Consider the following 23,267-nt stretch of genomic DNA (forward strand, 5'->3'; position numbering starts at 1 on the left):
TTTGGCATGATCCTTGCATGGATATTCTATATAGAAATTATTTATACAACATGAGAATGGAATATCAAGGAGGTAATACACGTGTCAATGAACAACTGGAGCAACCTTGTAACCGAAATGCCTAACCTTTTAGCGCCTAGTATGGCAAAAGATCATCCGAACCTACCCGTCGTAAAAGCAGAAGGCTGCTACTATTATGGATTGGATGGAAAACAATATCTTGATTTCACTTCTGGTATTGCAACGGCAAATACTGGCCATCGTCATCCAAAAGTGGTCCAAGCTATCAAAGATGCAGCAGATCACCTCATGCACGGGCCATCTGGGGTCATCATGTATGAATCAATCCTGAGACTTTCAAAGGAACTAGCTCATGTTCTACCCGGTGATTTGGATTGTTTCTTTTTTGCCAATAGCGGAACTGAAGCAATTGAAGGAGCGCTGAAACTCGCAAAGCATGTCACTAAAAGACCTTACGTTATTTCTTTTACCGGATGCTTTCATGGTCGATCACTAGGTGCGTTGAGCGTGACAACATCCAAAAGCAAATACCGCAAGTTTCTGCAGCCGAACGGTCTTGCCTATCAAGTTCCCTACGCAGATGAAAAGAGCGCACCGAGTGGAGTAGATTCAGAAACGTTTGTTATCGAGAAGCTTGAGAAAGATTTTGAAACACTTTTCAATCATCAAGTAACTCCTGAAGAAGTCGCCTGTATGATTGTGGAACCCGTTCTAGGTGAAGGAGGCTATATTGTCCCACCGAGTGGCTGGCTGAAGAAGATCAGAAAAGTTTGTGACAGACATGGTATTCTGCTGATTTTCGATGAAGTTCAGACCGGTTTTGGAAGAACAGGTGAATGGTTCGCTGCTCAAACATTTGGAGTTACGCCAGACATCATGGCTATCGCAAAAGGGATTGCTTCAGGACTGCCACTAAGTGCAACGGTTGCTTCTAAAGAACTGATGCAACAATGGCCCCTCGGCAGTCATGGTACAACATTTGGTGGAAATCCTATCGCTTGCGAAGCCGCGCTCGCTACTATTGATGTCCTAACAAAAGAAAAGCTCATTGAGAACTCAAAGAACATGGGAAATTATGCATGTACAAAATTGAAAAAGCTTCAGGAACGAACTCCGTTGATCGGCAGCATTCGTGCGGTCGGACTTATGATTGGAATTGAAATCATCGATCCTTTTACAGGTAAACCAGACGGTCAAGCACTAATGAAAATTCTAGACAAGTGTTTAGAGAAAGGCGTTCTTTTTTATCTTTGTGGAAATCATGGTGAAGTAATTAGAATGATCCCTCCTCTTACCATCAATCATGAGCAGATTGATCAAGGTCTTGCTGTCCTTGAAGAGTCACTTGAAGAATATTTGAAAGAGATGCATGCACAACTCTCGGAAAACTATCAAAACGCGTAAATTGCATGGTTAAAGCATTACACTAAAAAGGAGGTTTTTTATTATGCAAACTTTTGATACAGTTATTATTCTTTTGTATTTTGCCGTATTGATCGGTGCAGGAATCATTGGCTCTACTAAAGCAAAGACTTCTGAAGATTTTACTCTTGCAGGACGAAACCTTGGCATGTTTATGTATCTTGGATGTCTGTCTGCCGTTATTTTAGGCGGTGCGGCTACGATTGGAACGACAAAGCTAGGATATCAGTTTGGAATTTCCGGCATTTGGTTTGTATCTATGATCGGTTTAGGCATTATTCTTTTAGGTACTATATTTATAAAAAAGATCGATTCATTAAAAGTTACAACAATCAGTGAATTATTAGGAAAACGATACAAATCCGAAACACGTCTGTTAAGTGCCATCGTGGCATCCATATATACTTTGATGATTGCAGTTACCCAAGTAATCGGGATGGGAACGATCATTAATGTACTCTTAGGCTGGAGCTTAACGACTTCCATGTTAGTAGGCGGAGGAATCGTTCTCTTCTACACAATCCTTGGCGGTATGTGGAGTGTTACAGTTACGGATATTATTCAATTTATCGTAATGACGGTCGGTGTCTTCTTCATTATGGTTCCTATGAGTCTTTCAAAAGTCGATGGTTTAGGAAATCTATTAACAGAACTTCCTCAGTCTCACTTAGATTTCACAGGTATCGGTTATCAGCAGATCTTCCAATACTTTTTGTTGTTTGCACTTGGTATGGTCGTATCACAAGACATCTGGCAACGAGTATTCACAGCAAAATCTAGTAAGATTGCTAGAAACGGTTCTATCTTTGCCGGTGTTTATAGCTTTGCATACGCGATTGCAGGAAGCATCATCGGAATGTGTGCATTCTTGGTGCTGCCTACCCTAGATAATCCGCAGAACACGTTTGCTGAGATGGCTCTTACCATTCTCCCTACTGGTATTTTAGGACTTGTACTTGCAAGTGTGTGTTCAGCACTTATGTCAACCGCATCTGGTTCGTTACTTGCGTCTTCTACTTTAATAACGAACGACATTCTAAAACAGTATTTCTTAAAATCTCCTACTGACAAACAAATGATTAGAGCATCAAGGATCACAACACTTATTATCGGTTTAATCGCCATTACCTTTTCCATATGGATTCAAGATGTACTCGTTGCACTTGATGTGGCTTATGCAATACTATCTGGAGCAATCTTCATCCCACTTGTTATGACATTCTTTTGGAAACGAGCGACTCCTAATTCAGGATTCTACGCAATCTTAATTTCTACAGTTGTTGTACTAGCAGGATTGTTTATTGAAGGACTTACAGCTACGAATCCCATTCTTTATGGTATGTCTGCAGGATTGGTTAGTATAGTGGGTATTTCCTTATTCACCGCTCCAATTTCAACTGAGTTCGACACACCTTTCGATGAAGATGTAGCACTTGATGATGTAGAAGAAGGAAGAAAACAAGCTTAAAACTAGAAAAAAAGCCTTTCCCATTGGGAAGGCTTTTTCTATAACTCAACAGATCATACATTATCTTAATTTCTTCGATAAACAACCACAGTATCTACTTCTCTAGCGGCAAAAAAATTTTTATTTTCCACCAATCCCGAACGATAATAACAATAGGCCGAATACGGAGATTAGAGCCATGAACAATATAAAAAACAACCCGAAAAATTTCGCTTTTCCAGCTTCTTTTTTGACAATAGCTATAATGCTTAAAATCACACCGATAAAATACAGCATGATTCCACTAAATAGAAAGATAGCAACCTGTTGAGCTACATCATCTCGAACGATGAATGGCCAGCCAGCAAGAACAATTCCCGCTATGCAAAACCATAATGATAAACGACCAAAACGCAGATTCAATTGATGGCACACTCCTGTTTAAATTCTTCTAACGATGTTCAATATCCATTGTTGCCATTTTCACATCAAAAATCAACTATCTACTAAATAAAATAATCTTTGTAATAAACAAAGATGGAGACTAACGAAACAAGCGTATAAATAATAGCTGTATAATAAGGATAACTTGGTTTGAACGTAGCTTTTTCTTCTTCAATCTTAATACCTGTCATCGCTTGAGCCTGCATACGAACCATGTTAGATGAAATTCCGCCCTTTGAAGTGAAAAATCGAATCGTGAGAGCAAAAATCAAACCAACAAATAATGAAAAATCAATAAACGTCACTCCCAAAAGGTTGGCTACCACATAATTAACGACTAGCATTAAGATTACGGTTACGATGCAGCTTATTACGTGTTTCATAACATCTCCTCCTTAACTGGTTATACGCATCATAAGGAAGAAAGTTCCAGATAAATGAAAAACATTGAATGAAAAAACGCCCATGCATATTGCATCGGGCGTGATTCTATTATTCTACTTCTCTTAATATCTTATTATTCTTTCACTCACTCGCTCACTAAGAATATATCTATATTGTGCTGTCCGGAAAAGTTTAGCCTCTAATGCATATTTAGATTGGGGTAAGATTAAATTTGCGGTGTTTTTAAAGTGGACACTGCATGTGTCGGAATCTATAGAATCTATCCGTTGAACATGTGATTGGGATAACCAGATGCACGTTTCATTCTTAGGAGATTCTACAGGAAAAAAGAAAATGCCAAGTTCGAGGTTAATCATGATAGGAGATAGACTCACATAGCCCATTGAACGACGCACTGCTTCACGCCTGCCTTCATAGCTAGATCCAAAGAACAAACAGCTCTCGTTAATGATCTTGATTGGACTGAGTGCAACTCTTTCGTTTTTTTCGCTTTCTAATATCTCGGTTTGAACCTCTCCATATTCGTTATAAAACGGTAAGAGTGCCATCGTGCTCGTGTTAATTTCGTAGGATCGAAGAAGTAATGTTTTTTCCATTTATACATCCTCCCTTTAAATAGTTAAACGAATCATAACTCCTCCCCTTTAAAAAATTCGAAAGTAAAATACTCCCAATAGGTAAATTATACTAATTGTTTTGACAAGAATCTATATAATTTTACAAAAATTTTAACTATTTAAATAAATAGTTAAATAATTCCTCAAATAGGTTTGAATACTAGCGGATCGTGGAATACATAACAGGGCGAAATGGACGATTATTTCGACCTGTTTTTCCTACTACTTAATGAATAAGAGGCTGATGAAAGATGGCAAAAGGTGATCTGCTGATCATTGGTGGCAATGAGGACAAGAGCGAAAAGAAAATAATCTTATCTAGATTCTCTGCACTATGTAAAAATCGTCAGGGACCGATCGGAATCCTGACAACTGCATCCGGCTATCCGGAAGAAGTAGGCAGTGAATACTATCAACTGTTTCAAACATTGCATGGTACGAAGCCACTACTTTTCCATTTAGATTCCCGTGAAAAAGCGGAAGATCCTGAATTACCCAAACAGCTTTCTTCCCTGTCTGGTCTTTTCATGACAGGCGGCGATCAATTACGATTAACAAGCATTTTAGGTGGGACATCTTTTTATAAACACCTCTTTCGAGAATGGCAAGAAGGTTTAATCATCGGTGGAACGAGTGCCGGTGCTGCAGTTATGAGCAGATTGATGATAATTTCATCAAAACTGTTTGAAAAAGAAGATGTTTCCATACTTGAGTTAGGTTCAGGCTTTGGATTTTTAGAAGACGTAATTATTGATCAGCACTTTTCTCAGCGTGACCGTTTTAGTCGTCTCATGCGTGCTATCGCGTTAAATCCTCAGATCATTGGCATCGGAATTGATGAAAACACGGCAATCTGGGTTCATAACGACGGTAAGCAGTTTGAGGTAATCGGTGAGTACAACGTCAGCATATTTGATGGCAAAACCTCGACTTACGTAGACATCGCTGAGAATAAAGGAAATATGACGATTTCCGATATCCGTTTCCATACACTAGGAGCAGGTGCTGTTTTTGACTTATACAAACGAGAATTAATCATCACTTAAGGAGAGAACGTCTTAATGAAAATCAACCGCGTCAATTACTTAACAGGACCGAACCTTTACAGCTTTAAACCTACTATATGGATTGAGCTTGATATAGAAGAATTTGAGGAAAAACCCTCTAACACTCTACCGGGTTTTACAGATACATTGTTAAAAGTCATCCCTTCCCTTCACACACATACATGTTCTAGGGGGTATGCTGGTGGATTTGTAGAACGTCTTCATGAAGGAACTTGGATCGGACATATCTTAGAGCATATTGCACTTGAAATTCAGCACCTTGCTGGTATTTCAGTGAAACGGGGAAAAACGATCACAAGTGAACGAAAAGGAATTTATTTTGTAACCTATGATTATGCAGAACCGAAATCAGGTCTATACGCTTTCGAAGCTGCCCTTGAAATTGTAACCGCTATCTTAGCAGGAGATGAAATCAGCGCTGACTCGTACATCTCGCACACCTCTGACCTTTACCATCTACATAAATTAGGTCCGAGTACAGAGGCCATTTATGAAGCTGCACGAAAACGAAAGATTCCAGTAGAGCGTATCGGAACAAATAGCTACTTAAGAATAGGAACGGGTAAAAAGCAAAAATCCGTCCAAGCGACTATCTCCTCCCAAACGTCTTATTTGGCAGTAGAAAATTCTTGTGATAAAGATATGACTAAAACATTAGTAAGAGGCGCTGGCCTCCCTGTTCCGAAAGGTGATGTTGTTTCCAATGAATATGAGCTGCTTCAGTCAGCTGAGAATATTGGTTACCCACTTGTCATTAAACCATTAAACGGCAGACAGGGTCAGAACATCATAACAAATATTCAAAATAATACAGATTTAATTGCTGCTTTCCGCTGTGTGTTCAGCGAAGGTACTTCATATATTCTAGAGCGATATTATGCAGGAAATGATTACCGTTTTTTCGTCGTAAATAATGAGTTAGTTGCAGCAAGTCTTCGTCTTCCACCATTTGTGATCGGTGACGGATATAAGACGATAGCTGAACTCATTGATGAAGAAAACTTAAATCCATTACGTGGTGATGGTCATGAAAAAGCGATGAGCAAGATTCCTTTAGATGAACGTACGGTCGTTCATCTTGAGAAGAGTGGCTATTCTCTTCAATCCGTATTGAACAAAGGAGAGTCTCTAGAAGTATTAGGTAACGCAAACCTGTCTACAGGTGGTTCTGCAATCGATGTGACAGAAGACGTTCACCCTGACTACCGTAACATGGCCATTGAAGCTGCTGCTGCAGTAGGTCTTGATATTGCAGGAATCGATATTTTATCGCCCGATGTAACGGTTTCCTTTATTGAAGGTGAAGCTGCCATTCTTGAAGTGAATGCAGCTCCTGGTATCCGTATGCATCTTCATCCATCACAAGGAAAAAGTAGAGATGCTGGTGGAGCCATCGTGGACTATCTGTTTGCTTCTCGTGAGGAAGCTGCGGTTCCCGTTGTGGCTGTAACAGGTACAAATGGAAAAACGACGACCACTCGTCTTGTATCACATCTTTTACAAAAGGAAAACATCACGGTTGGATATACGTGCTCTGATGGAGTTTGGATTGGTGATCAGCAACTAGACGCAGGAGATTGCAGCGGACCAAGAAGTGCTCGTAAAGTTCTAGCTCATCCTTCTGTAGATGTTGCCGTATTAGAGACCGCACGCGGTGGAATGCTGCGCGAAGGCCTTGCGTTTCGCTATTGTGATGTTGGAATCGTAACAAACGTTAGTGAAGATCATCTTGGCTTAAATGGGGTAGAAACATTAGAAGACTTGAAGAAATTAAAGCAAACAGTTGCTGAAGTTGTTCTTCCTGAAGGTACATGTGTTTTGAACGCTGACGATTCACGATGTGTGGATATGGCGAATCATACAAATGGCGAAGTAATCTTTTTCTCCCTATCAGTATTGAATCCAGTTATTCAAGATCAGTTAAATCAAGGGTTAAAAGTTTGGTATCTAGAAGATGACTGGGTGGTATTCAACGAGAACGGTAAAGCGGAAAGGTTCCTTCCTGTATCACACATTCCGATTACGATTAATGGCGCTGCCCGACATAATATCGCAAATGTCCTAGGCGCACTCGCAGCCGCTCATTCATTAGGTAGACCTTTGTCTGAATTAAGAAGCAAAGTGATCACTTTTCTTTCATCGGAAAATCAAAACAGAGGACGCTTTAATGTACTAAACATTCATGATCGTACAATTGTAGTAGATTATGCGCATAACCCTGCAGGTTTGAAGGCACTTTTTGAAACGGTAGATCAACTAAAGAGTGGTCGAGTAATAACGGTTGGATCAGCAGCTGGAGACAGACAAGACCAAACGATACAAGAGATGGGCCGAATCTTTGGAGCTCACTCTGATATTTTTATCATCAAAGAAGATGTAAACCTAAGGGGACGGATTCCTGGAGAAACGGTTCATCACCTATATACAGGTGTAAAAGAAGCGGAGGGCATTACATCCGTTTCTGTATATCCTAAAGAAGCGGAGGCCTTGATCCAAGCATGGGAATGCTCAGAGCCTGGTGATACACTTGTTTTCCTCTATGACGAATACACGTCCATTCAAGGTATTCTGCAGAAAATCAGAAATTCAAAAGCTGTCGGTGTCCTTCAGAAGGCAGAATAAGAAAAGCAGTTCCCTTTTAGGGAGCTGCTTTTTACCGTTTATGCTTTAAGTGTTTTAACAACAATCGCTTGTGAAGCACTCTTAATCAAGCACCCTTCCAAATCTCCTTCACTTAACAAGCCGAGCATGATCGCAGACTTTACTTTTTCCTCATCTGGTTTTGGTACATGATGAATGAGATCTGTCATATTCATCTGAGTGAGTCTGTTCACTGTCTTTTCTTCGTGAAGCTTCTCTGATTTTCGGATCTGCCGCTGCAATTTGTAGTTGTTTACTGTTACTTCACCTTTCTCGTTTTGGCCAACTAAATGATCAAAATAAATATGAAAGACTTTTTTTAGTTCATCTAGTTCCTTTTCTAATTCTTTTTTCTTCTCGGTAAGTTTGTTATATTTTATGATCAAGTCTTCTGATATGGTATAGTTCGTATTTTGTGTAGTCAAAGCTCGTCCCTCCCATTTAAAAACGAATAGTTCATCTTATGGTAGATTTGAGTGATTTATTCCAAAATAAAAACCACCTAACTTTAGTAGTCAGATGGCCCATTCACAGCATTTTACTGTTCTATTTTTATTAATTGTTTTCTGTTCCACTTTCGTTCTCTGGTTTATTCTTACCTTTACTCACATAAGGTTTTGGACCTTTTTTCTTACTGCTGTTTTTCCAGCGGTTCCATCCCTTTTTCCCAGTTCCTTGCCCTACGCCGCTCTTCTTGCCTTTTGCTTTACTCATTTTAATCACTCCATGACCGTTCTTGTGCTTATTTCAAGCAGTAATTTGAATTATACTACATTAGCGGCGGCGGGGATAGTTCCTTAGGCAGTACTAGGAGTTCTGGATTATAAAATTATGTGATGTCGGCCATTTTTTATGTGATAATCCCCATTTTTTATGTGATGAGTGCCCATTTTTATATGATTTCCCTAAGAAATTATTTGATTCACACTATTTTAAGGTTCAGTTATTCAGAAACTAGTTTTTTGAAAGCCAAATTATGGAGGCCTATAATGAGTTCATAACCCTAAAGGAGGCTATTTTATAAAAAAACAACCGCACATTCCCTATGTCATACAAAAACTCAGCACAGTTATTAACAGATTAGAAAGCTGTCATCAAAAACGTTCAAAATTGGAAGGAAATCTGGCAAAATATATGGCTGGCCATAACGGTGAAAAATCCCTACAGTATTTTTATCGGTATCTACCAAAACAAGAGGCTGATATTATCCATAATATTCGAATTAAGCACATGGAATTCTTTTTTCAGATTGATACACTTATTATTACTTCTAAATTTCTTATTCTGTTAGAGATAAAAAACTATACAGGAGATCTGTTCTTTGATGATAAATATGGACAACTCATTCGGACTTCAAGTAAAGGAAGAGAAATATTCGAAGACCCTATTCAACAAGTAAAAAGACAATCTTTCCATTTAACTCAGGTGCTTGAACAGCACAAAATCCCTAAGATCCCCATTGAAACATTAGTTGTTATTACTAACTCACGAACTTTTGTTGATAGTTCAGAGACATATAGAAATGCATTAAAGTTAGTAATTAAAAGCCCGATGTTACTTAGTAAGTATGAAGAATTCAATGCTCAATATAAAAAGGATGTGCTCTTGATGAAAGAAAGGAAAAGGATCAAAAGATTATTGATAAAGTTAAACGAACCATATAATCCCGATATCCTAAGCTATTATGGAATTGATAAAAGTGAGTTGATAACAGGGGTGCTTTGCTCAAAATGTAACACTCAAATGAATCGGATAAACGCTAAATGGGAGTGTGCAGCCTGTTTTCATACCTCTAAGACTGCACATATTGGAGCTCTGAGGGATTACGCTCTTATCATTTCGATGGATATAACAAATAAAGAATGTAAAGATTTTTTACATTTATCAACAAGTATGCAAGCTTACTACCTGCTCAACTCACTAAATCTTCCATACACTGGAACATCCCGCAGGACTCGAACCTATCACCTAGACTCCCTCATCACTTGACCGCATCCTTCAACTTATCAGCATCTTCCCAACTCAGCTTCCCGTACTTATGTTCATTTAAGTCCACGATTTCCGCATCCATATCATTATGAAACCAAATTTTATATTCTTCCAATCTCTCAGGCATGTTCCGATCATACAAATAGAACAGAGTTAACGTCATATCTTCTTTTCTCACCATCTGTACTTTTGCGTTTTCCCAATCCACTTTTTCTAATTGCGCACCAATCGACTTTACCTGGTCTTCATCCGTTATTATTCCATCAATGCCCGTACTCATCTCACCTATTAGATAATCAACACGGACCAACTTCTCGTCCTGATTGCAGCCAGCTAAACTCATCATTATTAAAAGCACAACCAGCCATCTCTTCATCAATCAGCAGGATTGATAATAGCCATTTGTTGATGATCTTCCCACTTTCCATTAATCTTTACATTCTTACGAGCTAGTCCTTCTTTTTCAAAACCAGCTTTTTCTAACACTCGAATAGAACCAACGTTGTGCGGCATCACACCCGCTTCCACTCTATGAAGGTTAATCTCTTCAAATGCGTATTTTACAATCAAACGCACAGCTTCTGTCGTATACCCTTTTCCATTGTGCTTTTCATCTAAAAAGTATCCGACAAAGGCACTTTGAATGGATCCGCGCATTACCGCAAACAGGTTGACCGTCCCAATCAGTACCTCTTCTCCTACTGTAAAAATACCAAAATAGTAATCTAAATCTTGTTTTGCATTCTCTACTAACATCTGAATTCGTTTCTGCTGATTTTCAAGGGAATAAAAATCATCGCTGCGTTCCATGGCAAACTTACTGAAGAACTCCCGGTTCTCTAATTGAAAATTTACCATATCCTCTGCATCCTCAACGGTCAATAATCTAATATAAATATGGTCTCCTGATAATTTAACATTTGTTTCCACGCTTTGATTCATCATATTTCTCTCCGTTTCTTATATAAGAATTCTTTTTTTGCAAGCTTCACTTTAAAGTTCCTCATCTTGCTTAGTGTTCCTTCATATTCAAAAATCCCTTGTTCAATCATATAAAGAATTCGGTTAAAGATAAACGCGTCTCCAACATATTGTTCAATATGTACGATCACATCACCTACGAGACGTGAGCATTCTCTAAATCCTTCTCCATACTTCCATTCCAAACGTCTGGCCGAATTAATGATAAACGAATCCAGATGGTCAACAGAAACACTTGTAATTGCATTATCTTCCCAAAGTCTCAACACTTCTTCTGATACGGTCAATGCTTCCCACTCTCTAATTAGTTGAGTTTTATATTCCCGCGAGATCGGTTCGTAGCTATTCGTTTTCTCTAAAATGACTTTTAGATTTTCTGGAGATATCTCACTACTGTGCAAAGATGAATAGAAGATATCAGGAGGTTTGCAATATTTGTTAAAACTTTCACTAGCATTAATCACATGAATATTGTTTTCCCGACCTTCAAGTAACTTCAACACAAATCTCAAGCCGATTTGTTCCGGAGCATTTTCAGCTGTCCAAATTGTAATTCGTGCATCAGTGGGAATATCACAAATATCCTGAAGCCCTTGCCTAAAAGCTGCTTCATATTCATTTGTATAATAAGCTTCCATGTCCCCTTTTGCCATATTGTCTTTGAACCACTGCACTCGACCTACTAAACCCTTTTCATTTTCAAGTTCATGAATAGGGCCAATAGCAAAAAAATCAGGAAAACCAATTAGGCTGTACTGGCGTTTCACCTTACTAAGCATCCATTTAATTGCGCCAGCCGTAGATTCTCCAAACACTAGATGAACGTTCATCATTACAGCTCCCTAACATACATTCCATAATTGACCATCCAATAACTTCTATACTCTATCTGTAATACCCTCTTCAATTACCAAAATTTATCACTTTAAATAAGAAAAAGAGCTGAGTATGTTCAGCTCCTATAATCCTATTATTCTTTTGTCTCTGTTTCTTCTAATGTAAAGTCGTTGTCTTCCGCAAACTTCTCTAATTCGCTCTCACTCTTTTTCCCAGCTTTTTGTGCTTCTTCAAACTTTGTTTGAGATTTTTTATCTAATTCGGTGTCTTGTTTTTCAAATGCAGATAGACTTAACTTCATCCCTTCTGCATTAGACTGAATCGCTTTCACAAAATGATCTTGAGACGTTTTCAAGTCCTCTAATTTATCGGAGCTTATCCCTTCAGCTTCCTTTACAAGTGCTTCATACTTATCAATCGTTTTTTTCACTTGTTCCTTTGCATTAGGATCTTCAATCATCTTAGCAAAATCGGTTTGTGCTTGTTCAAATAACTTAGTTTCCTTATCAATGAGATTATTACGATCATCCAAATACGCATTAAAATCATCTTCAATCAACATGTTACAACCACCTAAAACCATCACACTTAAAGCTACAATCAAAACGATCATCTTTTTCATCTTTTCTTTTCACCTCATGAATAATTTTGGAGTCTATTTCTTGATACCCTAATCTCACAAGGTGTTAAACCAAAGTTTTACATTTTTATAAAACTTTGGTCATGTGTTAATAGTTTGATAACTGACTATAGCTCTATCCAAAAATTCTAAGACTTCATTGCTAATGGGATATAAATTTAGTGAGTGTGATGAACCTTCGGATTTTCGAGCGTTCCAAAACTTTTCCTCTAATTCGGTGTCTCCCTGGAACATATCATGAGATAAGAGTAAAACATCTGATGCAATTAATAGACCTTCTTCTGACGTTGGTTCACTATTGTTTCTTAAACAGATTTCTATTCTTTTTAAAATGTTCACCCATTTTGCAGTACTTGCATCCTCAAGCTTCGGTAAAGAAGATTGAAGCGTTTTTCTCTCGTTGTCTGAAAAGAACTTTTCCCAGTTTTTATCCTTATCAGAAATCTTAACATTTTCATTTGTTTGGACAAGAGATAGGATATGTTCCCAATTCAACTCTCCCTCAATCTCTAGAATATGGAGAAGTGTATTTATCTTTTCAGACGCTGAATAAAATTGATCCAGCTGAGTCTGAACATCTTTCTTTTGTACCGTAAGAATATCTTTTATCGTAACTTCTCCTATTATTTTTTTTATCTCTGTTAAAGGTAGAGACAAAGATTTTAAGAGTGTAATCTTTTCTAATAGTTGCAGATCTTCTTTCGTATACATTCTTGTACCGCTATCACTCTTGATACTCGGTAAAAGCAGTCCAATTTGATCATAGTATCTGAGAGTCCTTACGGAAACGCCATATTGCTTTGAAACCTCTCCTGTTGAAAATAAGCTCATTATTATTTCTCCTTTTTCTCTTGCAGGTTACGTTACGTCACCGCTTACAATTAACATATTATAACAAGTTAATCAGGAGGAACAATAAGATGAAAGTGACTACAGAGAGAAAATGGAACAATCGCGAACTCATTCTGTTATTAGGTCTTTGTTTGGTTGGCGTACCCATTCTATTGGAGAATGTACTTTATGATCAGTTGCTTCAATGGCTGGATAGCACATTGTACGCGGGAACATTAACTGGTTTCTGCATGGCAATCGTATTTACTTTAGGTGTTTATTGGATCGCGTTAAAACCAAACAAGTTAGGATGGCGTGCAGTGGGTATTGCACCACTCACAAAAAAAATGTGGAAAACAATTGTTCTATGGACAATACTTCTTATACTCATTAGTATCGCAATTGTCGTAGTGATGGATGTCCTCACCATAGGAACAAATAATGCTAAGACAGACAGTTTAAAATCTGATCTTACACCATTTACATTTGTGATTGGTTTCTTATCCGCTGCTGTTGTTTCTCCTATTTATGAAGAGATTTTTTACCGTGGTTTTTTGTATACATGGTTCAGACGATGGGGTATTAAAAAAGCAATGATTTTAAGTTCGTTCATTTTCATGATCGTTCACATACCTACTTATAACACATTGCCGGTAAACTTTGCATCAGGTCTGGTCTTTTGCTGGGTATATGAAAAAACGGGTTCCATTATTCCAGCGATCATTATTCATGGAGTTGTGAATGGAATCGGAATCTCGTTGTCTGTTTTAGGATAATTCCAAAAAATAAAACAAAAAAAGCGAAGATCCCCTAAGGTCTTCGCTTTCTTCATATTTCATATATAGCGTCTTTTATTTCGGATTCAAAGGCGTTAATTCAAATTCTGGCTTGCGCTTTTCTTGTTCAACTACAGACTGTTCTTTAAGCACGTATCGTGATACTGGCAAATCCAAAGGCTTTATCGTTTGCTGGTTATGATTGGTCATAGTAAGCATAACTTATCCCTCCTTACCAGGTTTTAACTTCTATTTACCCCGTATGTTATAGTAAGAAACCTTTTTCTACAAAAATAGTGCGACAGTCCTCATTATTTGTCTAAATCATGACTATAGGAGTAGAATACATATTATGATAAGCAACAGTACTGCCTACAGCGTGTGAAAGGATGAGTCATCTTGAAATTTGGAGTTATTGGAACGAATTGGATTACAGAGAGCTTTATTGCTGCCGCTAAAGAAGTTAAAGGTTTTACATTGAGCGCAGTTTATTCGCGTACAGAAGAAAAAGCGAAAGAATTTGCTGAGAAGAATGGTGCTGAACATACGTTTACAGATTTAGAAAAGATGGCAGCTAGTGATGTCATTGATGCGGTGTATATTGCTAGCCCGAACTCTTTCCATGCAGAGTATGCCATCACGCTCATGAACCATGGCAAGCATGTAATATGTGAAAAACCTATGGCATCGAATGCATGGGAAGTAGAAAAAATGATCGCTGTCGCAAAAGAGAACAACGTACTGCTGATGGAAGCTATGCGTTCGACAGTGACACCGAACTTTAAGAGCATTCAAGAGAACCTGCATAAGATCGGTAAGATTCGCCGTTATTTTGCAAACTCCTGTCAGTATTCTTCCCGTTACGATAAATATAAAGAAGGCACGATCCTTAACGCATTCAAACCTGAATTTTCAAATGGGTCGTTGATGGATATTGGAATTTATTGTTTGTATCCGATGGTCGTTCTTTTCGGAGAACCTGTAGATGTTAAAGCAAACGCCTACCTGCTAGAGTCTGGCGTCGATGGTGAAGGGAGTATACTCTTAAACTATGGCGAGAGTGAAGCCGTTGTGATGTACTCCAAGATCTCAAATTCATACGTACCTTCTGAAATTCAAGGAGAGAACGGAAGTATTTTGATCGATCATATACAAGACATGACAAAGATTGAAATCCGTTATCGTGATGGAAGTACAGAAGACATTACAGTAGAGCAGAATAAACCAAAGATGTATTACGAAGCAAAAGAATTTATCGAGCTGGTTGAACGTGGTGAACTTGAGTCTAAAGTGAACTCACATGCGAATTCACTTGCAGTAATGAAGATTATGGATGAGGCTAGAAGACAGGTTGGACTTGCTTATCCAGCTGACCGATCAAACAACGTGTAAAAATAATCGAATCCTTATATACTATGGATGAAACAATAAATTGGGGGGATACCTATGTTGCACATTGAAATGTGGACAGACTTTGCTTGACCATTCTGCTATATTGGCAAAAAGCGTCTGGAGGACGCTATTAAAAAGATAAATCATCCTATTGAAGTAACGTATCGCTGCTTCGAACTGGATCCTACAATGGAACGTGACGTTAACGAAAACATCTATGAAAAATTATCTAAAAAATATGGCATGAGTATTGACGCCGCTAAAGCAAACACGCAAAACGTGATACAAATGGCAAAGGATTCAGGACTAGAGTATCACATGGATACGATGATCTTAACCAATACCTTTGATGCTCACCGTTTGACGATGCTTGCTAAAAAAGAAGGTAAGATGCAGGAGATGACAGAGCGTATCTTATATGCCTTTTTTACAGAATCCAAACATATTGGAGATCATGAAACATTAGCAAATCTTGCAGAAGATGTTGCTTTAAATAGAGAAGCTGTCAGACAGATGCTTTCAAGCGATAAGTTGTCTGATGAGGTTAGAGCTGATGAAGAAACAGCAAAAGCTTATGGAGTAACAGGTGTACCCTTCTATCTCATCGACAAAAAATATGCGCTTACTGGTGCACAGCCGACAGATGTTTTTGTACAAGCGTTGAACAAAATCATAGCTGAAAACAAAATCACGATACTAAACGATGAAGATGGAATGAGCTGCGACGATGATGGCTGTGAAATTCCTAAGAAATAGCAGAGCATTAGTATGGCAAATCGCATATTAGAAAACGCAGAGGGATTAGTATCCTCTGCGTTTTTTTCACTAAAGCCATAATTCCTTAATTATATAAACCTCTTTAAATATTCACCAAATATTTTGTTCATAACTTTAGGAGTATTTTCTAAATAAACATTAATCTGTTCCTTGTTTGATACGAATTTATCTGAGTTTCTCTCATCTGTTGGAAAATCAGATATGCCTTTGATAATAATACATTCAACGTCATTCTTCTTACAGATATAAGCAATTGCACTCGCTTCTGTATCGGCGATTGTTATTTGATTTTCTTTAAGCTCTAAATAGTCCTTCCACATAACGACTGCTTTATCAGCTGTGCCAATTATTCCAGTGTTAAAATCATTTCCATATTTCGATAAATCAATATCCACGATGAAGGATTGCTTAATAAAAGGTTCAACTTCTTTTACTGTACAATCATATTGAACGGCTTTATCAGGTACGAAAATTTCCAAATTACTAAACGCATCGTCTATTCCTGCACATGTTCCAGCTACGATTACCTTCGTTAAGTTGAATTTTGAAATCATATACTGATTACCACCAACGCCATTTACTTTCCTTACACCTGTACGATAAAAAACAAGTTCGGAATCATTAATTATTCTCATGAAATACTCGCCATAAGGATAGTCGAAGCGTTCTTCCTTTTTTATGTGAAAATATTCTAAGGTCGCATCATATTCCCACTTTGTTGCTATACTTATTCCTATCATCAAACTTATCCCCTAATACACTTAATATTGTAAAATCTTCTACATCTGAACCAAAATAATGATTTATACGCTTCTCTCGACCTTCAATTCAAAATTAGGTTTTGTCACATATTCCTTATAAATTACTTTTCCTACATTGTTTAAATAATCACTATACCGAGTCAGGTAGGCTTCTCCCGTTAACATGCCTAATACATTTTCTTTTGGCACCCAACGGCTATCCGTCGTTTCATCAGACACCCCTAGTTCCCCGCCAATCGGTTTACACACAAAATCAAACATCACTTTCGTTGGAACGTTCGTGACTCCATCATGCCAAGTATATTGTGCCGTGTTCGAGTACACACCCGAGAGATATGAAACGGTAGTATCAATACCGCTCTCTTCCTTTATTTCACGAACCAATGCGTCGATTAAATTTTCTCCTGCTTCTACTTGTCCTCCAGGAAACACCCAGCCGTTATGTATCGTTTTTACTAATAATACATTCCCTTTACCATCTTCCACATATCCTGCCACTGCCACAATATGAGTTGGCATTATCATCACTATGACCTCCAATAAACAGATTTCTATTACCCTATTTCATCATAAGTTCAATTAGAAGTTATTCCCATGATTTCGTGATGATAGGTCGATGATAAGACGGCCATATTTAATCATTTTTCAAAATCAACGCTTACATAAATGAATGAAAAAAGAAAAAACAAAGCTTCGATGATATTTGTAGCAAGTTTTATTGTGGGATTAAAAGAAAGATCAAATATGATATGCACTACACAATATAAACCTGTAACAATGATTAGAACTAGCAGGACAGATTTGTTTATTATCGCCTTTAATTTTATTTTATTCACTTCCTTAGTAAACAACTTATCAATACCTGCACAACGCTTCATTTAAAAAATCTTTCCGATAGCCACTTTTCTGATGAATGACTTCCACCCAATGTTCAATTGAATCGGTTTGATCTCCCTTAATCAAGCCTTCACTCGTACTTAAAAAGCTTTCCCAATCGAAGAACTCCCAGTGTGCAGTCTCATCTTTATAAGGTAATCTACATTCAAAGAGAGGCTTTGGATATATGAGATTCTGCGAATATTCAGCTCCTCTTAAGAAGATATCAGTATCAATAGGTGTCAGATCAAATATTTGATTTGAAACTTTGCCATTTGGTCTATGATAAAGGATTTCAATCTGGTTTTGATTTCTAGACTGGACTTGGATTTCAGCCGCAGGAAAGAACCCTTTTAATTTTTCATTTGAAAAGTCTTTACTATTTGTTTCAACGAGGATGGGTTGCAGCCACTGATCACCTAGATCACACAAATAGCGGTTACCATTCTCGTCCAATGCCACAACAGCTACATGTGCTTCATCGGAATGAAACTTTGAACCAATTGGATAGGCTTTGATTCTATCTTGTTTACATTCATCTAATAACCATAGTGCTAGATCAAAGCAGTTTCCCGTATTGCCGTATTGAATCCTATGCTCTTTCATCAACGAGACGTCTCTTTGTTTTTTTGCCGTTCCCTTATGGAAGTACCAAGCCTTCGTTAAGGTTTCCATAGGAAAAGAATCGAACTTCTTCCACGTTTCAAGAATATGATGTGTTGGATACACCTAAAATCCCCCCTTACACTCATACTATATATTTACAATTAAGTATATCATCATCAATTAGCACCGTTAACATGTTAAGGAGGTTATGAATTGGAAAGCGTTATTTTTGTCAGTGAACTATTTTTATTTACCTCGTTTATACTTATTCTCTTTCTAAGAAAACACACTTCTAAAAACGTATGTACAACTCTATTACTTTACCTAATCGGAGCACTCCCCCTTATTATTGCAGGTTTGACTAGTCCCCGGGATAATCTTAGTACACCTTTAGGACTCGGTCTTTCGTTGATTTACACATGGCTTGTCGTAGGGATCGCTATGCTTTACTGCATTGTATTATTGCTGAAAACAAAATAAGTGACCAAATAAAAAGAGCCCCCACATTCTCGGAGCTCTTTCCCAGTTATAGCTTTGTAGTTCTGTAGCTTCCCAATACTCGTACATCATGTCCGAAGGCTTCAAGTATCGTAATTGCTTTGTTCATTTTCTCTTCATGAAAACCATTTTGAGCTTCTACAAAAAAATGATACGTCCCAAGCTGCTTTTTCGTTGGTCTTGATTCAATCCACGTTAAGTTGATAGATAGCGCTGTAAATACGTTCAATATGGATGAAAGGACACCAGAATAATCTGATGTTGGTGAAATCAACAACATCGTTTTTGTGTTCTCGGGGTGAACTTTTTTATTCTCCTTGCTGATCACAACAAAGCGCGTATGGTTATTGCTGTTGTCTTGAATCCCACTTTTTATGATCTCTAGATCAAAGACTTCGGCAGCATAATTGGATGCAATGGCGGCAACATCTTTTCTTTCTTGATTGTTAACAGCTTGTGCCGCTGCAGATGTGCTATCATAATGCATGCTCTTTACTTTTGCTTCCCTAATAAAATCTCTACACTGCGCGAGAGCAGGAACGATTGACCAAACTTCACGTATCTCTTCTAAATGAGCTCCTTTTAATGCCAGAAGGTGCAAGGAAACGGGAAAGATAATCTCAGCTTCTACAAAGAGATCATGTCTTAACAATCCGTCTGCCGTAATATTAATCGTGCCTTCAATTGAGTTTTCAATGGGTACGATTCCTTTATCTGCTATACCCTCTTCTACGGCTTCAAGTACATCTACAATAGAATCACATTTATGCCATTCATTCTCTTGATCTGCAAAATAACGAAAGGCAGCTTCTTCCGAGAAACTTCCCTGTGGACCTAAGTATGCAACTTTCATGAATTAGATAACGCCTGCCTTTAGTTTTTCATATCAGTATACAACGATTAAGGACGTACACCAACCTTTTTTCACTAAAAGATTTGTCTTATTTAACTTCAACGACGATACTGCCAAACCTTTTCCCTCCAAAATATGTGTCTAATCGGTAGATTCCCGACTTGCTGAACTTCATATTTGTTGGAATAGAATGAATGGATCCTATATCTTCTATCGGAGTTAAAGGACTATCTTTTTGAAAATCATACGACCAAACCATCCCAGAATTTTGAACAAGAACCCTTTCATGTTCACCACTTTCCTTGTTCGTAGCTATGACCTTAAAGTCACCTCTTGTTAATATTTCTACCTCATTATGACTTCCAAAGAAATGCCATAGAAACTTATCTGTTTTCCCAGCTATGAATGGCGGTCCAGCTATTCCGATACTATCTTTTTTTCCTACCAAGACTTCAAAGGTAGGTGTTGCAAATTCGGTTGAAAGTTCCCAATTCTCCTCACTTCCTTGAAGGAGTTTACCATCATTGTAAATCTTAAATGAATGAGCTAACTCTGCTGCAGTATCTTCATTAAAAAAAGGTGTGTGAAAGTAAACATGATAATTTAGCTTACTGTGTGGTGAATTAAAGTAATAATGGAGTATTTGCGTTACTTCCATCGTTTTCTGATGATCTAAAATGAATGTTCCTCCATACCGATATCCTTCTAATTCTTCATTGATAAATGTGTTCTGAGACTGGATACTTTTAAGTTTTTCATCTTCTGTTAACGGCTCTACTCCACCAACTTTTTTACCGTCAGCCATAAAGAACACAGATCCATCTTTGTTTCTTTTTAAAATAAAATCTTCACTTTTCTTCATTTGAAAAGTTTCATCACCATGCAAGAAAATTCCGGATCCAGTTATATATTTCATAGTTTTTTCTTCTGCTTGATTCATTGCGAAATAACTTCCACTTACTAGAAGAAAAAGCAGAACAATCATGCTTAAGAGCGGTTTGGAAAAACGAAAGATATGATAAAAAGGTGATGTTTTTTCAGAAGATAACCGGTTCAATTCGTTTTCGATCGATTGTTTTTGATTGTTGTTCATCTTGTAGGATTTAAAGTTCTTCAGTTCCATCATTACTTCTTCATTGGTTAATCGTTTCAATATAATCACTCCACTTTTCAGACGTAAGCTTTTTTCTTAAAGATTGAATAGAGCGATAATAAGTAAGGTTTACTTTGTCTATTTTCCATTTCAAAATGCGAGAAGATTCTTCAGGGGTAAAATCTAAAATTCCCCTTAAAATCACTACATCTCTATAGGAAGTCTTCAACTCGTTAATTAATTTATATAAGTGCTTTTTTCGTTCGTCCTCCAAAACCCAATCTTGAGGAAGTTTACTTTTTCCAGGAAAAATACTTCTTAGCTGATCAACAAGAGCATATTGTCTTTTCTTTTTCCGCATATGATCAATCGCAATATTTCTTGCAATAGAAATAAGCCATGTTTTTGGATCAGCACGCTGTTCAAATTGATCTATATATTTAAACCCTTTAACAAATGCTTCTTGAACCATATCTTCAACGTCTTTTGTTCCTAAATAATAAATGAGAAAGTTATAGATATCATTGTGATACAAAGTAAACCACTGGTTAATTTGTTCTTCTTTTTTCATCGCTTCACTCCCTTTTACTAGAGACTTTCATGTATTAGACGCATAAATAGAGAATTCCTTTCACCACGATTGAATTATTTTCTATCCGACGTTTAAATTTTTGTTTTTTTGTACTGTTGTACAAGCCATTTTCACCAAGAACCATATATTGAAACAGAGGGGAGGTGATTACTTGGCTAAATTTCTTGATTTAAGAACAAGTCAAAATGCAAGTTACTCTAACTCGATTGCCCAACCGATTACTGTAGCAGGTGCTCCCCAATTATTCGGAAGAATCGGTTTAGGTACGGTTGGAGCTGGCCCTAATATTAGGGTGCTCTTACAAGGTGCCGTTTCGCTGCAGCTGCCATTACTTCCTGCCGTCACTACGATAACGATTCAAGTCGTGCGGGGTACAAGCCCAAACTCTCCTCTAGTTTATTCTGCCAGTGAAAATATGGACTTAAATATTTTAGGACCACAGACTTTTGCATTTAACGCGCTTGATTTTAATCCTCCAGCGGATATTCAACAAACATATTCAGCTTATATTTCAGTAAGTTTAGTTGGCGTTGTCCGAGTAGGACCTGAAAGCTTCTCCGGGGTTGCGGTTAGCGATTAACAATATAGAAACAACCTTCTTTGCGAAGGTTGTTTTTTTACAAGATTTATTGAAACACAGAGGTGAACAAATGAGATTACAGGACATAAAGAAACCATACGATGCCGTAATCAGTCTTGGAAGTGAATGCGGTCCTGGTATACATCTTAGAAGACATTCCTTGAGGAAGGCTGCTTTTCCCTTGGATTGGGTTTGCTCGCATTCTTTAGCCGGAATCAATGAGCTTTTAAGGACCAGATTTAAGAGGTACATGAAATATAGAAATATGGAAAAGATTCATACTTACAAACCTGGTTATGTGCTAGATGATCAAGGTGTTACTACAGGTTCTCATTCTCACTTCATTAAGGATCATAAATATAACGTTATATCTGTACATGATTTCCCTATTATTCCAGAACAACATTGGATGTTAAATTATCTAAACTTTAGACGTACCATCAAGCAACGAGTGCAGAGAATGTACGAATGGTTTAGAAAGAGCTCTTCTTTATTATTTATTAGATGGTCGGTTATTGATATCGATGAAGAGCAACTGAAAAAAGAAACTGCTGAATTAGAGATGGTATTATCCACATGTGTAAAAGGTGATTTTAACATTCTAATGATTTATCCTACAGACAAGGTAGGACAACTAACAGAAGTAAATTGGGGTATGAAGCATGTGTGTATCATTTATGTACCTGTAAAAATAGATCCCATTACACATAATGATACTTGGGACCATTTATTAAATGGCATATCAATAAAATATTAATTCTACAATATGGGTGTGCAAGTTTATTCTAACGCTATCCAGGTTTTTCTTAATATATTTATAAATTTTAATAAAAAGTTTACAGCAGAAGGTTTCCTAGCTAGTCATCATGTGCTACGCTCTTATTTAGGATAATATAACTAGATTAGGATGTTTTTAAAGATGTGTGATGACCAAATAGCAATAAAAATAATAAAAAAATTAGGTCTATTGTTTGAAGAATATAAATGCTGTAAATGTGAAAAACACAAACAAAAGTTAGTACGCGATATTCAGCTTTTGGGTAAAAAACTAGAAGAAATTTAAGACTGTTCTATGAATGAAGCTTAACATTTATACATGTTGAGCTTCTTGTCTTTTTAAAG

Annotated in this window: 28 protein-coding genes; 11 read left to right on the forward strand and 17 right to left on the reverse strand. The window is 37.4% G+C overall.

The genetic code is table 11. The features are described 5' to 3' along the window. The first annotated feature begins 87 nt into the window (after positions 1–87). A complete protein-coding gene (locus IHV12_RS07985; protein ID WP_197190878.1) occupies positions 88–1,425 on the forward strand; it encodes an aspartate aminotransferase family protein in 1,338 nt (445 codons plus the stop codon). 43 nt (positions 1,426–1,468) lie between these two features. Beyond that, the gene (locus IHV12_RS07990) at positions 1,469–2,911 is read left to right on the forward strand and encodes a sodium:solute symporter (protein WP_197127294.1); all 1,443 of its coding nucleotides are present in this window, start codon (positions 1,469–1,471) and stop codon (positions 2,909–2,911) included. A 120-nt stretch (positions 2,912–3,031) separates the two neighbouring features. Here the strand turns inward: IHV12_RS07990 and IHV12_RS07995 are convergent, their stop codons facing one another. From IHV12_RS07995 to IHV12_RS08005, 3 genes are all read right to left on the reverse strand, one after another. Beyond that, on the reverse strand, positions 3,032–3,313 hold the full coding sequence (locus IHV12_RS07995) for a hypothetical protein (RefSeq protein WP_197127293.1): 282 nt from the start codon (positions 3,311–3,313) through the stop codon (positions 3,032–3,034). A gap of 83 nt (positions 3,314–3,396) precedes the next feature. Then, on the reverse strand, positions 3,397–3,717 hold the full coding sequence (locus IHV12_RS08000) for a hypothetical protein (RefSeq protein ID WP_197190503.1): 321 nt from the start codon (positions 3,715–3,717) through the stop codon (positions 3,397–3,399). A 123-nt stretch (positions 3,718–3,840) separates the two neighbouring features. Next, entirely contained in the window at positions 3,841–4,335 is a 495-nt protein-coding gene (locus IHV12_RS08005; RefSeq protein ID WP_197127291.1) for a competence protein ComK, read from the reverse strand. Positions 4,336–4,607: 272 nt separating this feature from the next. On the opposite strand from IHV12_RS08005, the gene IHV12_RS08010 reads away from it, so the two are divergent. Further along, positions 4,608–5,402 carry a cyanophycinase gene (locus IHV12_RS08010; RefSeq protein WP_197190504.1) on the forward strand — a complete coding sequence of 265 codons (795 nt, stop codon included), beginning with the start codon at positions 4,608–4,610 and terminating at the stop codon, positions 5,400–5,402. A gap of 15 nt (positions 5,403–5,417) precedes the next feature. Further along, on the forward strand, positions 5,418–8,045 hold the full coding sequence (gene cphA / locus IHV12_RS08015; protein ID WP_197190505.1) for a cyanophycin synthetase: 2,628 nt from the start codon (positions 5,418–5,420) through the stop codon (positions 8,043–8,045). A 38-nt stretch (positions 8,046–8,083) separates the two neighbouring features. Here cphA and IHV12_RS08020 read toward each other — a convergent pair whose 3' ends face one another. Both IHV12_RS08020 and IHV12_RS08025 read right to left on the reverse strand, forming a co-directional pair. Beyond that, positions 8,084–8,488: a hypothetical protein gene (locus IHV12_RS08020; RefSeq protein WP_231620688.1), complete on the reverse strand. Its 405-nt coding sequence runs from the start codon at positions 8,486–8,488 to the stop codon at positions 8,084–8,086. Positions 8,489–8,618: 130 nt separating this feature from the next. After that, positions 8,619–8,777, reverse strand: a complete 159-nt coding sequence (locus IHV12_RS08025; protein ID WP_197190506.1) for a DUF3934 domain-containing protein — start codon at positions 8,775–8,777, stop codon at positions 8,619–8,621. Between the two features lie 420 nt (positions 8,778–9,197). On the opposite strand from IHV12_RS08025, the gene IHV12_RS08030 reads away from it, so the two are divergent. After that, positions 9,198–10,052, forward strand: coding sequence for a nuclease-related domain-containing protein (locus IHV12_RS08030; protein ID WP_197190507.1), 855 nt, complete (start codon positions 9,198–9,200; stop codon positions 10,050–10,052). Here IHV12_RS08030 and IHV12_RS08035 read toward each other — a convergent pair. The 5 genes from IHV12_RS08035 to IHV12_RS08055 all read right to left on the reverse strand — a co-directional run bounded on the left by IHV12_RS08035 (position 10,045) and on the right by IHV12_RS08055 (position 13,341). Next, complete coding sequence (locus IHV12_RS08035) at positions 10,045–10,398, reverse strand: hypothetical protein (protein ID WP_197190508.1); 354 nt, start codon at positions 10,396–10,398, stop codon at positions 10,045–10,047. The genes IHV12_RS08030 and IHV12_RS08035 overlap by 8 nt on opposite strands. Positions 10,399–10,427: 29 nt before the next feature. Continuing rightward, complete coding sequence (locus IHV12_RS08040; protein WP_231620689.1) at positions 10,428–10,997, reverse strand: GNAT family N-acetyltransferase; 570 nt, start codon at positions 10,995–10,997, stop codon at positions 10,428–10,430. After that, on the reverse strand, positions 10,994–11,866 hold the full coding sequence (locus IHV12_RS08045) for a DUF1835 domain-containing protein (protein ID WP_197190509.1): 873 nt from the start codon (positions 11,864–11,866) through the stop codon (positions 10,994–10,996). The genes IHV12_RS08040 and IHV12_RS08045 overlap by 4 nt, the downstream gene beginning before the upstream one ends. A 137-nt stretch (positions 11,867–12,003) precedes the next feature. Beyond that, complete coding sequence (locus IHV12_RS08050; RefSeq protein WP_197190510.1) at positions 12,004–12,492, reverse strand: hypothetical protein; 489 nt, start codon at positions 12,490–12,492, stop codon at positions 12,004–12,006. Positions 12,493–12,591: 99 nt separating this feature from the next. Next, positions 12,592–13,341, reverse strand: a complete 750-nt coding sequence (locus IHV12_RS08055; RefSeq protein WP_197190511.1) for a MerR family transcriptional regulator — start codon at positions 13,339–13,341, stop codon at positions 12,592–12,594. An 89-nt stretch (positions 13,342–13,430) separates the two neighbouring features. Here IHV12_RS08055 and IHV12_RS08060 point away from each other — a divergent pair, with 89 nt between their 5' ends. Then, positions 13,431–14,117: a CPBP family intramembrane glutamic endopeptidase gene (locus tag IHV12_RS08060; RefSeq protein ID WP_197190512.1), complete on the forward strand. Its 687-nt coding sequence runs from the start codon at positions 13,431–13,433 to the stop codon at positions 14,115–14,117. Positions 14,118–14,192: 75 nt separating this feature from the next. Here IHV12_RS08060 and IHV12_RS08065 read toward each other — a convergent pair whose 3' ends face one another. Further along, a complete protein-coding gene (locus IHV12_RS08065; protein WP_197127283.1) occupies positions 14,193–14,336 on the reverse strand; it encodes a hypothetical protein in 144 nt (47 codons plus the stop codon). 177 nt (positions 14,337–14,513) lie between these two features. On the opposite strand from IHV12_RS08065, the gene IHV12_RS08070 reads away from it, so the two are divergent. Both IHV12_RS08070 and IHV12_RS08075 read left to right on the forward strand, forming a co-directional pair. Continuing rightward, positions 14,514–15,509 carry a Gfo/Idh/MocA family protein gene (locus IHV12_RS08070; protein ID WP_197190881.1) on the forward strand — a complete coding sequence of 332 codons (996 nt, stop codon included), beginning with the start codon at positions 14,514–14,516 and terminating at the stop codon, positions 15,507–15,509. Between the two features lie 102 nt (positions 15,510–15,611). Further along, a complete protein-coding gene (locus IHV12_RS08075; RefSeq protein WP_370568799.1) occupies positions 15,612–16,265 on the forward strand; it encodes a DsbA family oxidoreductase in 654 nt (217 codons plus the stop codon). Between the two features lie 89 nt (positions 16,266–16,354). Here IHV12_RS08075 and IHV12_RS08080 read toward each other — a convergent pair whose 3' ends face one another. The 6 genes from IHV12_RS08080 to IHV12_RS08105 all read right to left on the reverse strand — a co-directional run bounded on the left by IHV12_RS08080 (position 16,355) and on the right by IHV12_RS08105 (position 21,544). After that, positions 16,355–17,026 carry a permease gene (locus IHV12_RS08080; RefSeq protein WP_197190513.1) on the reverse strand — a complete coding sequence of 224 codons (672 nt, stop codon included), beginning with the start codon at positions 17,024–17,026 and terminating at the stop codon, positions 16,355–16,357. A 63-nt stretch (positions 17,027–17,089) separates the two neighbouring features. Next, positions 17,090–17,572 (reverse strand): NUDIX hydrolase, encoded by a 483-nt coding sequence (locus IHV12_RS08085; protein WP_197190514.1) that lies wholly within the window; start codon positions 17,570–17,572, stop codon positions 17,090–17,092. Positions 17,573–17,902: 330 nt separating this feature from the next. Further along, positions 17,903–18,652: a hypothetical protein gene (locus tag IHV12_RS08090; RefSeq protein WP_370568781.1), complete on the reverse strand. Its 750-nt coding sequence runs from the start codon at positions 18,650–18,652 to the stop codon at positions 17,903–17,905. A gap of 403 nt (positions 18,653–19,055) precedes the next feature. Then, positions 19,056–19,880 carry a prephenate dehydratase gene (gene pheA / locus IHV12_RS08095; RefSeq protein WP_197190515.1) on the reverse strand — a complete coding sequence of 275 codons (825 nt, stop codon included), beginning with the start codon at positions 19,878–19,880 and terminating at the stop codon, positions 19,056–19,058. Between the two features lie 88 nt (positions 19,881–19,968). Then, on the reverse strand, positions 19,969–21,033 hold the full coding sequence (locus IHV12_RS08100) for a hypothetical protein (protein ID WP_197190516.1): 1,065 nt from the start codon (positions 21,031–21,033) through the stop codon (positions 19,969–19,971). After that, entirely contained in the window at positions 21,014–21,544 is a 531-nt protein-coding gene (locus IHV12_RS08105; RefSeq protein ID WP_197190517.1) for an RNA polymerase sigma factor, read from the reverse strand. Before IHV12_RS08105 ends, IHV12_RS08100 begins: the two co-directional genes overlap by 20 nt. Positions 21,545–21,692: 148 nt before the next feature. On the opposite strand from IHV12_RS08105, the gene IHV12_RS08110 reads away from it, so the two are divergent. From IHV12_RS08110 to IHV12_RS08120, 3 genes are all read left to right on the forward strand, one after another. Beyond that, positions 21,693–22,145, forward strand: a complete 453-nt coding sequence (locus IHV12_RS08110) for a hypothetical protein (protein ID WP_370568654.1) — start codon at positions 21,693–21,695, stop codon at positions 22,143–22,145. Between the two features lie 70 nt (positions 22,146–22,215). Beyond that, positions 22,216–22,902, forward strand: a complete 687-nt coding sequence (locus IHV12_RS08115) for a DUF1796 family putative cysteine peptidase (protein ID WP_197190518.1) — start codon at positions 22,216–22,218, stop codon at positions 22,900–22,902. Between the two features lie 162 nt (positions 22,903–23,064). Further along, positions 23,065–23,208 (forward strand): hypothetical protein, encoded by a 144-nt coding sequence (locus tag IHV12_RS08120; RefSeq protein WP_197190519.1) that lies wholly within the window; start codon positions 23,065–23,067, stop codon positions 23,206–23,208. The last annotated feature ends 59 nt before the right edge of the window (positions 23,209–23,267 follow it).

Source organism: Fictibacillus sp. 7GRE50 (assembly GCF_015903875.1).
Lineage (GTDB): Bacteria > Bacillota > Bacilli > Bacillales > Fictibacillaceae > Fictibacillus > Fictibacillus phosphorivorans.

Excerpts from the sequence above, each read along its gene's own strand:
- IHV12_RS08120 (WP_197190519.1), top strand. The coding sequence starts at position 23,065 with ATGTGTGATGACCAAATAGCAATAAAAATAATAAAAAAATTAGGTCTA.
- IHV12_RS08115 (WP_197190518.1), top strand. The coding sequence starts at position 22,216 with ATGAGATTACAGGACATAAAGAAACCATACGATGCCGTAATCAGTCTT.
- IHV12_RS08050 (WP_197190510.1), bottom strand. The coding sequence starts at position 12,492 with ATGAAAAAGATGATCGTTTTGATTGTAGCTTTAAGTGTGATGGTTTTA.
- IHV12_RS08040 (WP_231620689.1), bottom strand. The coding sequence starts at position 10,997 with ATGATGAATCAAAGCGTGGAAACAAATGTTAAATTATCAGGAGACCAT.
- IHV12_RS08085 (WP_197190514.1), bottom strand. The coding sequence starts at position 17,572 with ATGATAATGCCAACTCATATTGTGGCAGTGGCAGGATATGTGGAAGAT.
- IHV12_RS08060 (WP_197190512.1), top strand. The coding sequence starts at position 13,431 with ATGAAAGTGACTACAGAGAGAAAATGGAACAATCGCGAACTCATTCTG.
- IHV12_RS08035 (WP_197190508.1), bottom strand. The coding sequence starts at position 10,398 with ATGATGAGTTTAGCTGGCTGCAATCAGGACGAGAAGTTGGTCCGTGTT.
- IHV12_RS08000 (WP_197190503.1), bottom strand. The coding sequence starts at position 3,717 with ATGAAACACGTAATAAGCTGCATCGTAACCGTAATCTTAATGCTAGTC.
- IHV12_RS08045 (WP_197190509.1), bottom strand. The coding sequence starts at position 11,866 with ATGATGAACGTTCATCTAGTGTTTGGAGAATCTACGGCTGGCGCAATT.
- IHV12_RS07990 (WP_197127294.1), top strand. The coding sequence starts at position 1,469 with ATGCAAACTTTTGATACAGTTATTATTCTTTTGTATTTTGCCGTATTG.
- IHV12_RS08055 (WP_197190511.1), bottom strand. The coding sequence starts at position 13,341 with ATGAGCTTATTTTCAACAGGAGAGGTTTCAAAGCAATATGGCGTTTCC.
- IHV12_RS08025 (WP_197190506.1), bottom strand. The coding sequence starts at position 8,777 with ATGAGTAAAGCAAAAGGCAAGAAGAGCGGCGTAGGGCAAGGAACTGGG.
- IHV12_RS08065 (WP_197127283.1), bottom strand. The coding sequence starts at position 14,336 with ATGCTTACTATGACCAATCATAACCAGCAAACGATAAAGCCTTTGGAT.
- IHV12_RS07985 (WP_197190878.1), top strand. The coding sequence starts at position 88 with ATGAACAACTGGAGCAACCTTGTAACCGAAATGCCTAACCTTTTAGCG.
- pheA (WP_197190515.1), bottom strand. The coding sequence starts at position 19,880 with ATGAAAGTTGCATACTTAGGTCCACAGGGAAGTTTCTCGGAAGAAGCT.
- IHV12_RS08105 (WP_197190517.1), bottom strand. The coding sequence starts at position 21,544 with ATGAAAAAAGAAGAACAAATTAACCAGTGGTTTACTTTGTATCACAAT.
- IHV12_RS08080 (WP_197190513.1), bottom strand. The coding sequence starts at position 17,026 with ATGATAGGAATAAGTATAGCAACAAAGTGGGAATATGATGCGACCTTA.
- IHV12_RS08005 (WP_197127291.1), bottom strand. The coding sequence starts at position 4,335 with ATGGAAAAAACATTACTTCTTCGATCCTACGAAATTAACACGAGCACG.
- IHV12_RS08030 (WP_197190507.1), top strand. The coding sequence starts at position 9,198 with ATGGCTGGCCATAACGGTGAAAAATCCCTACAGTATTTTTATCGGTAT.
- IHV12_RS08010 (WP_197190504.1), top strand. The coding sequence starts at position 4,608 with ATGGCAAAAGGTGATCTGCTGATCATTGGTGGCAATGAGGACAAGAGC.
- cphA (WP_197190505.1), top strand. The coding sequence starts at position 5,418 with ATGAAAATCAACCGCGTCAATTACTTAACAGGACCGAACCTTTACAGC.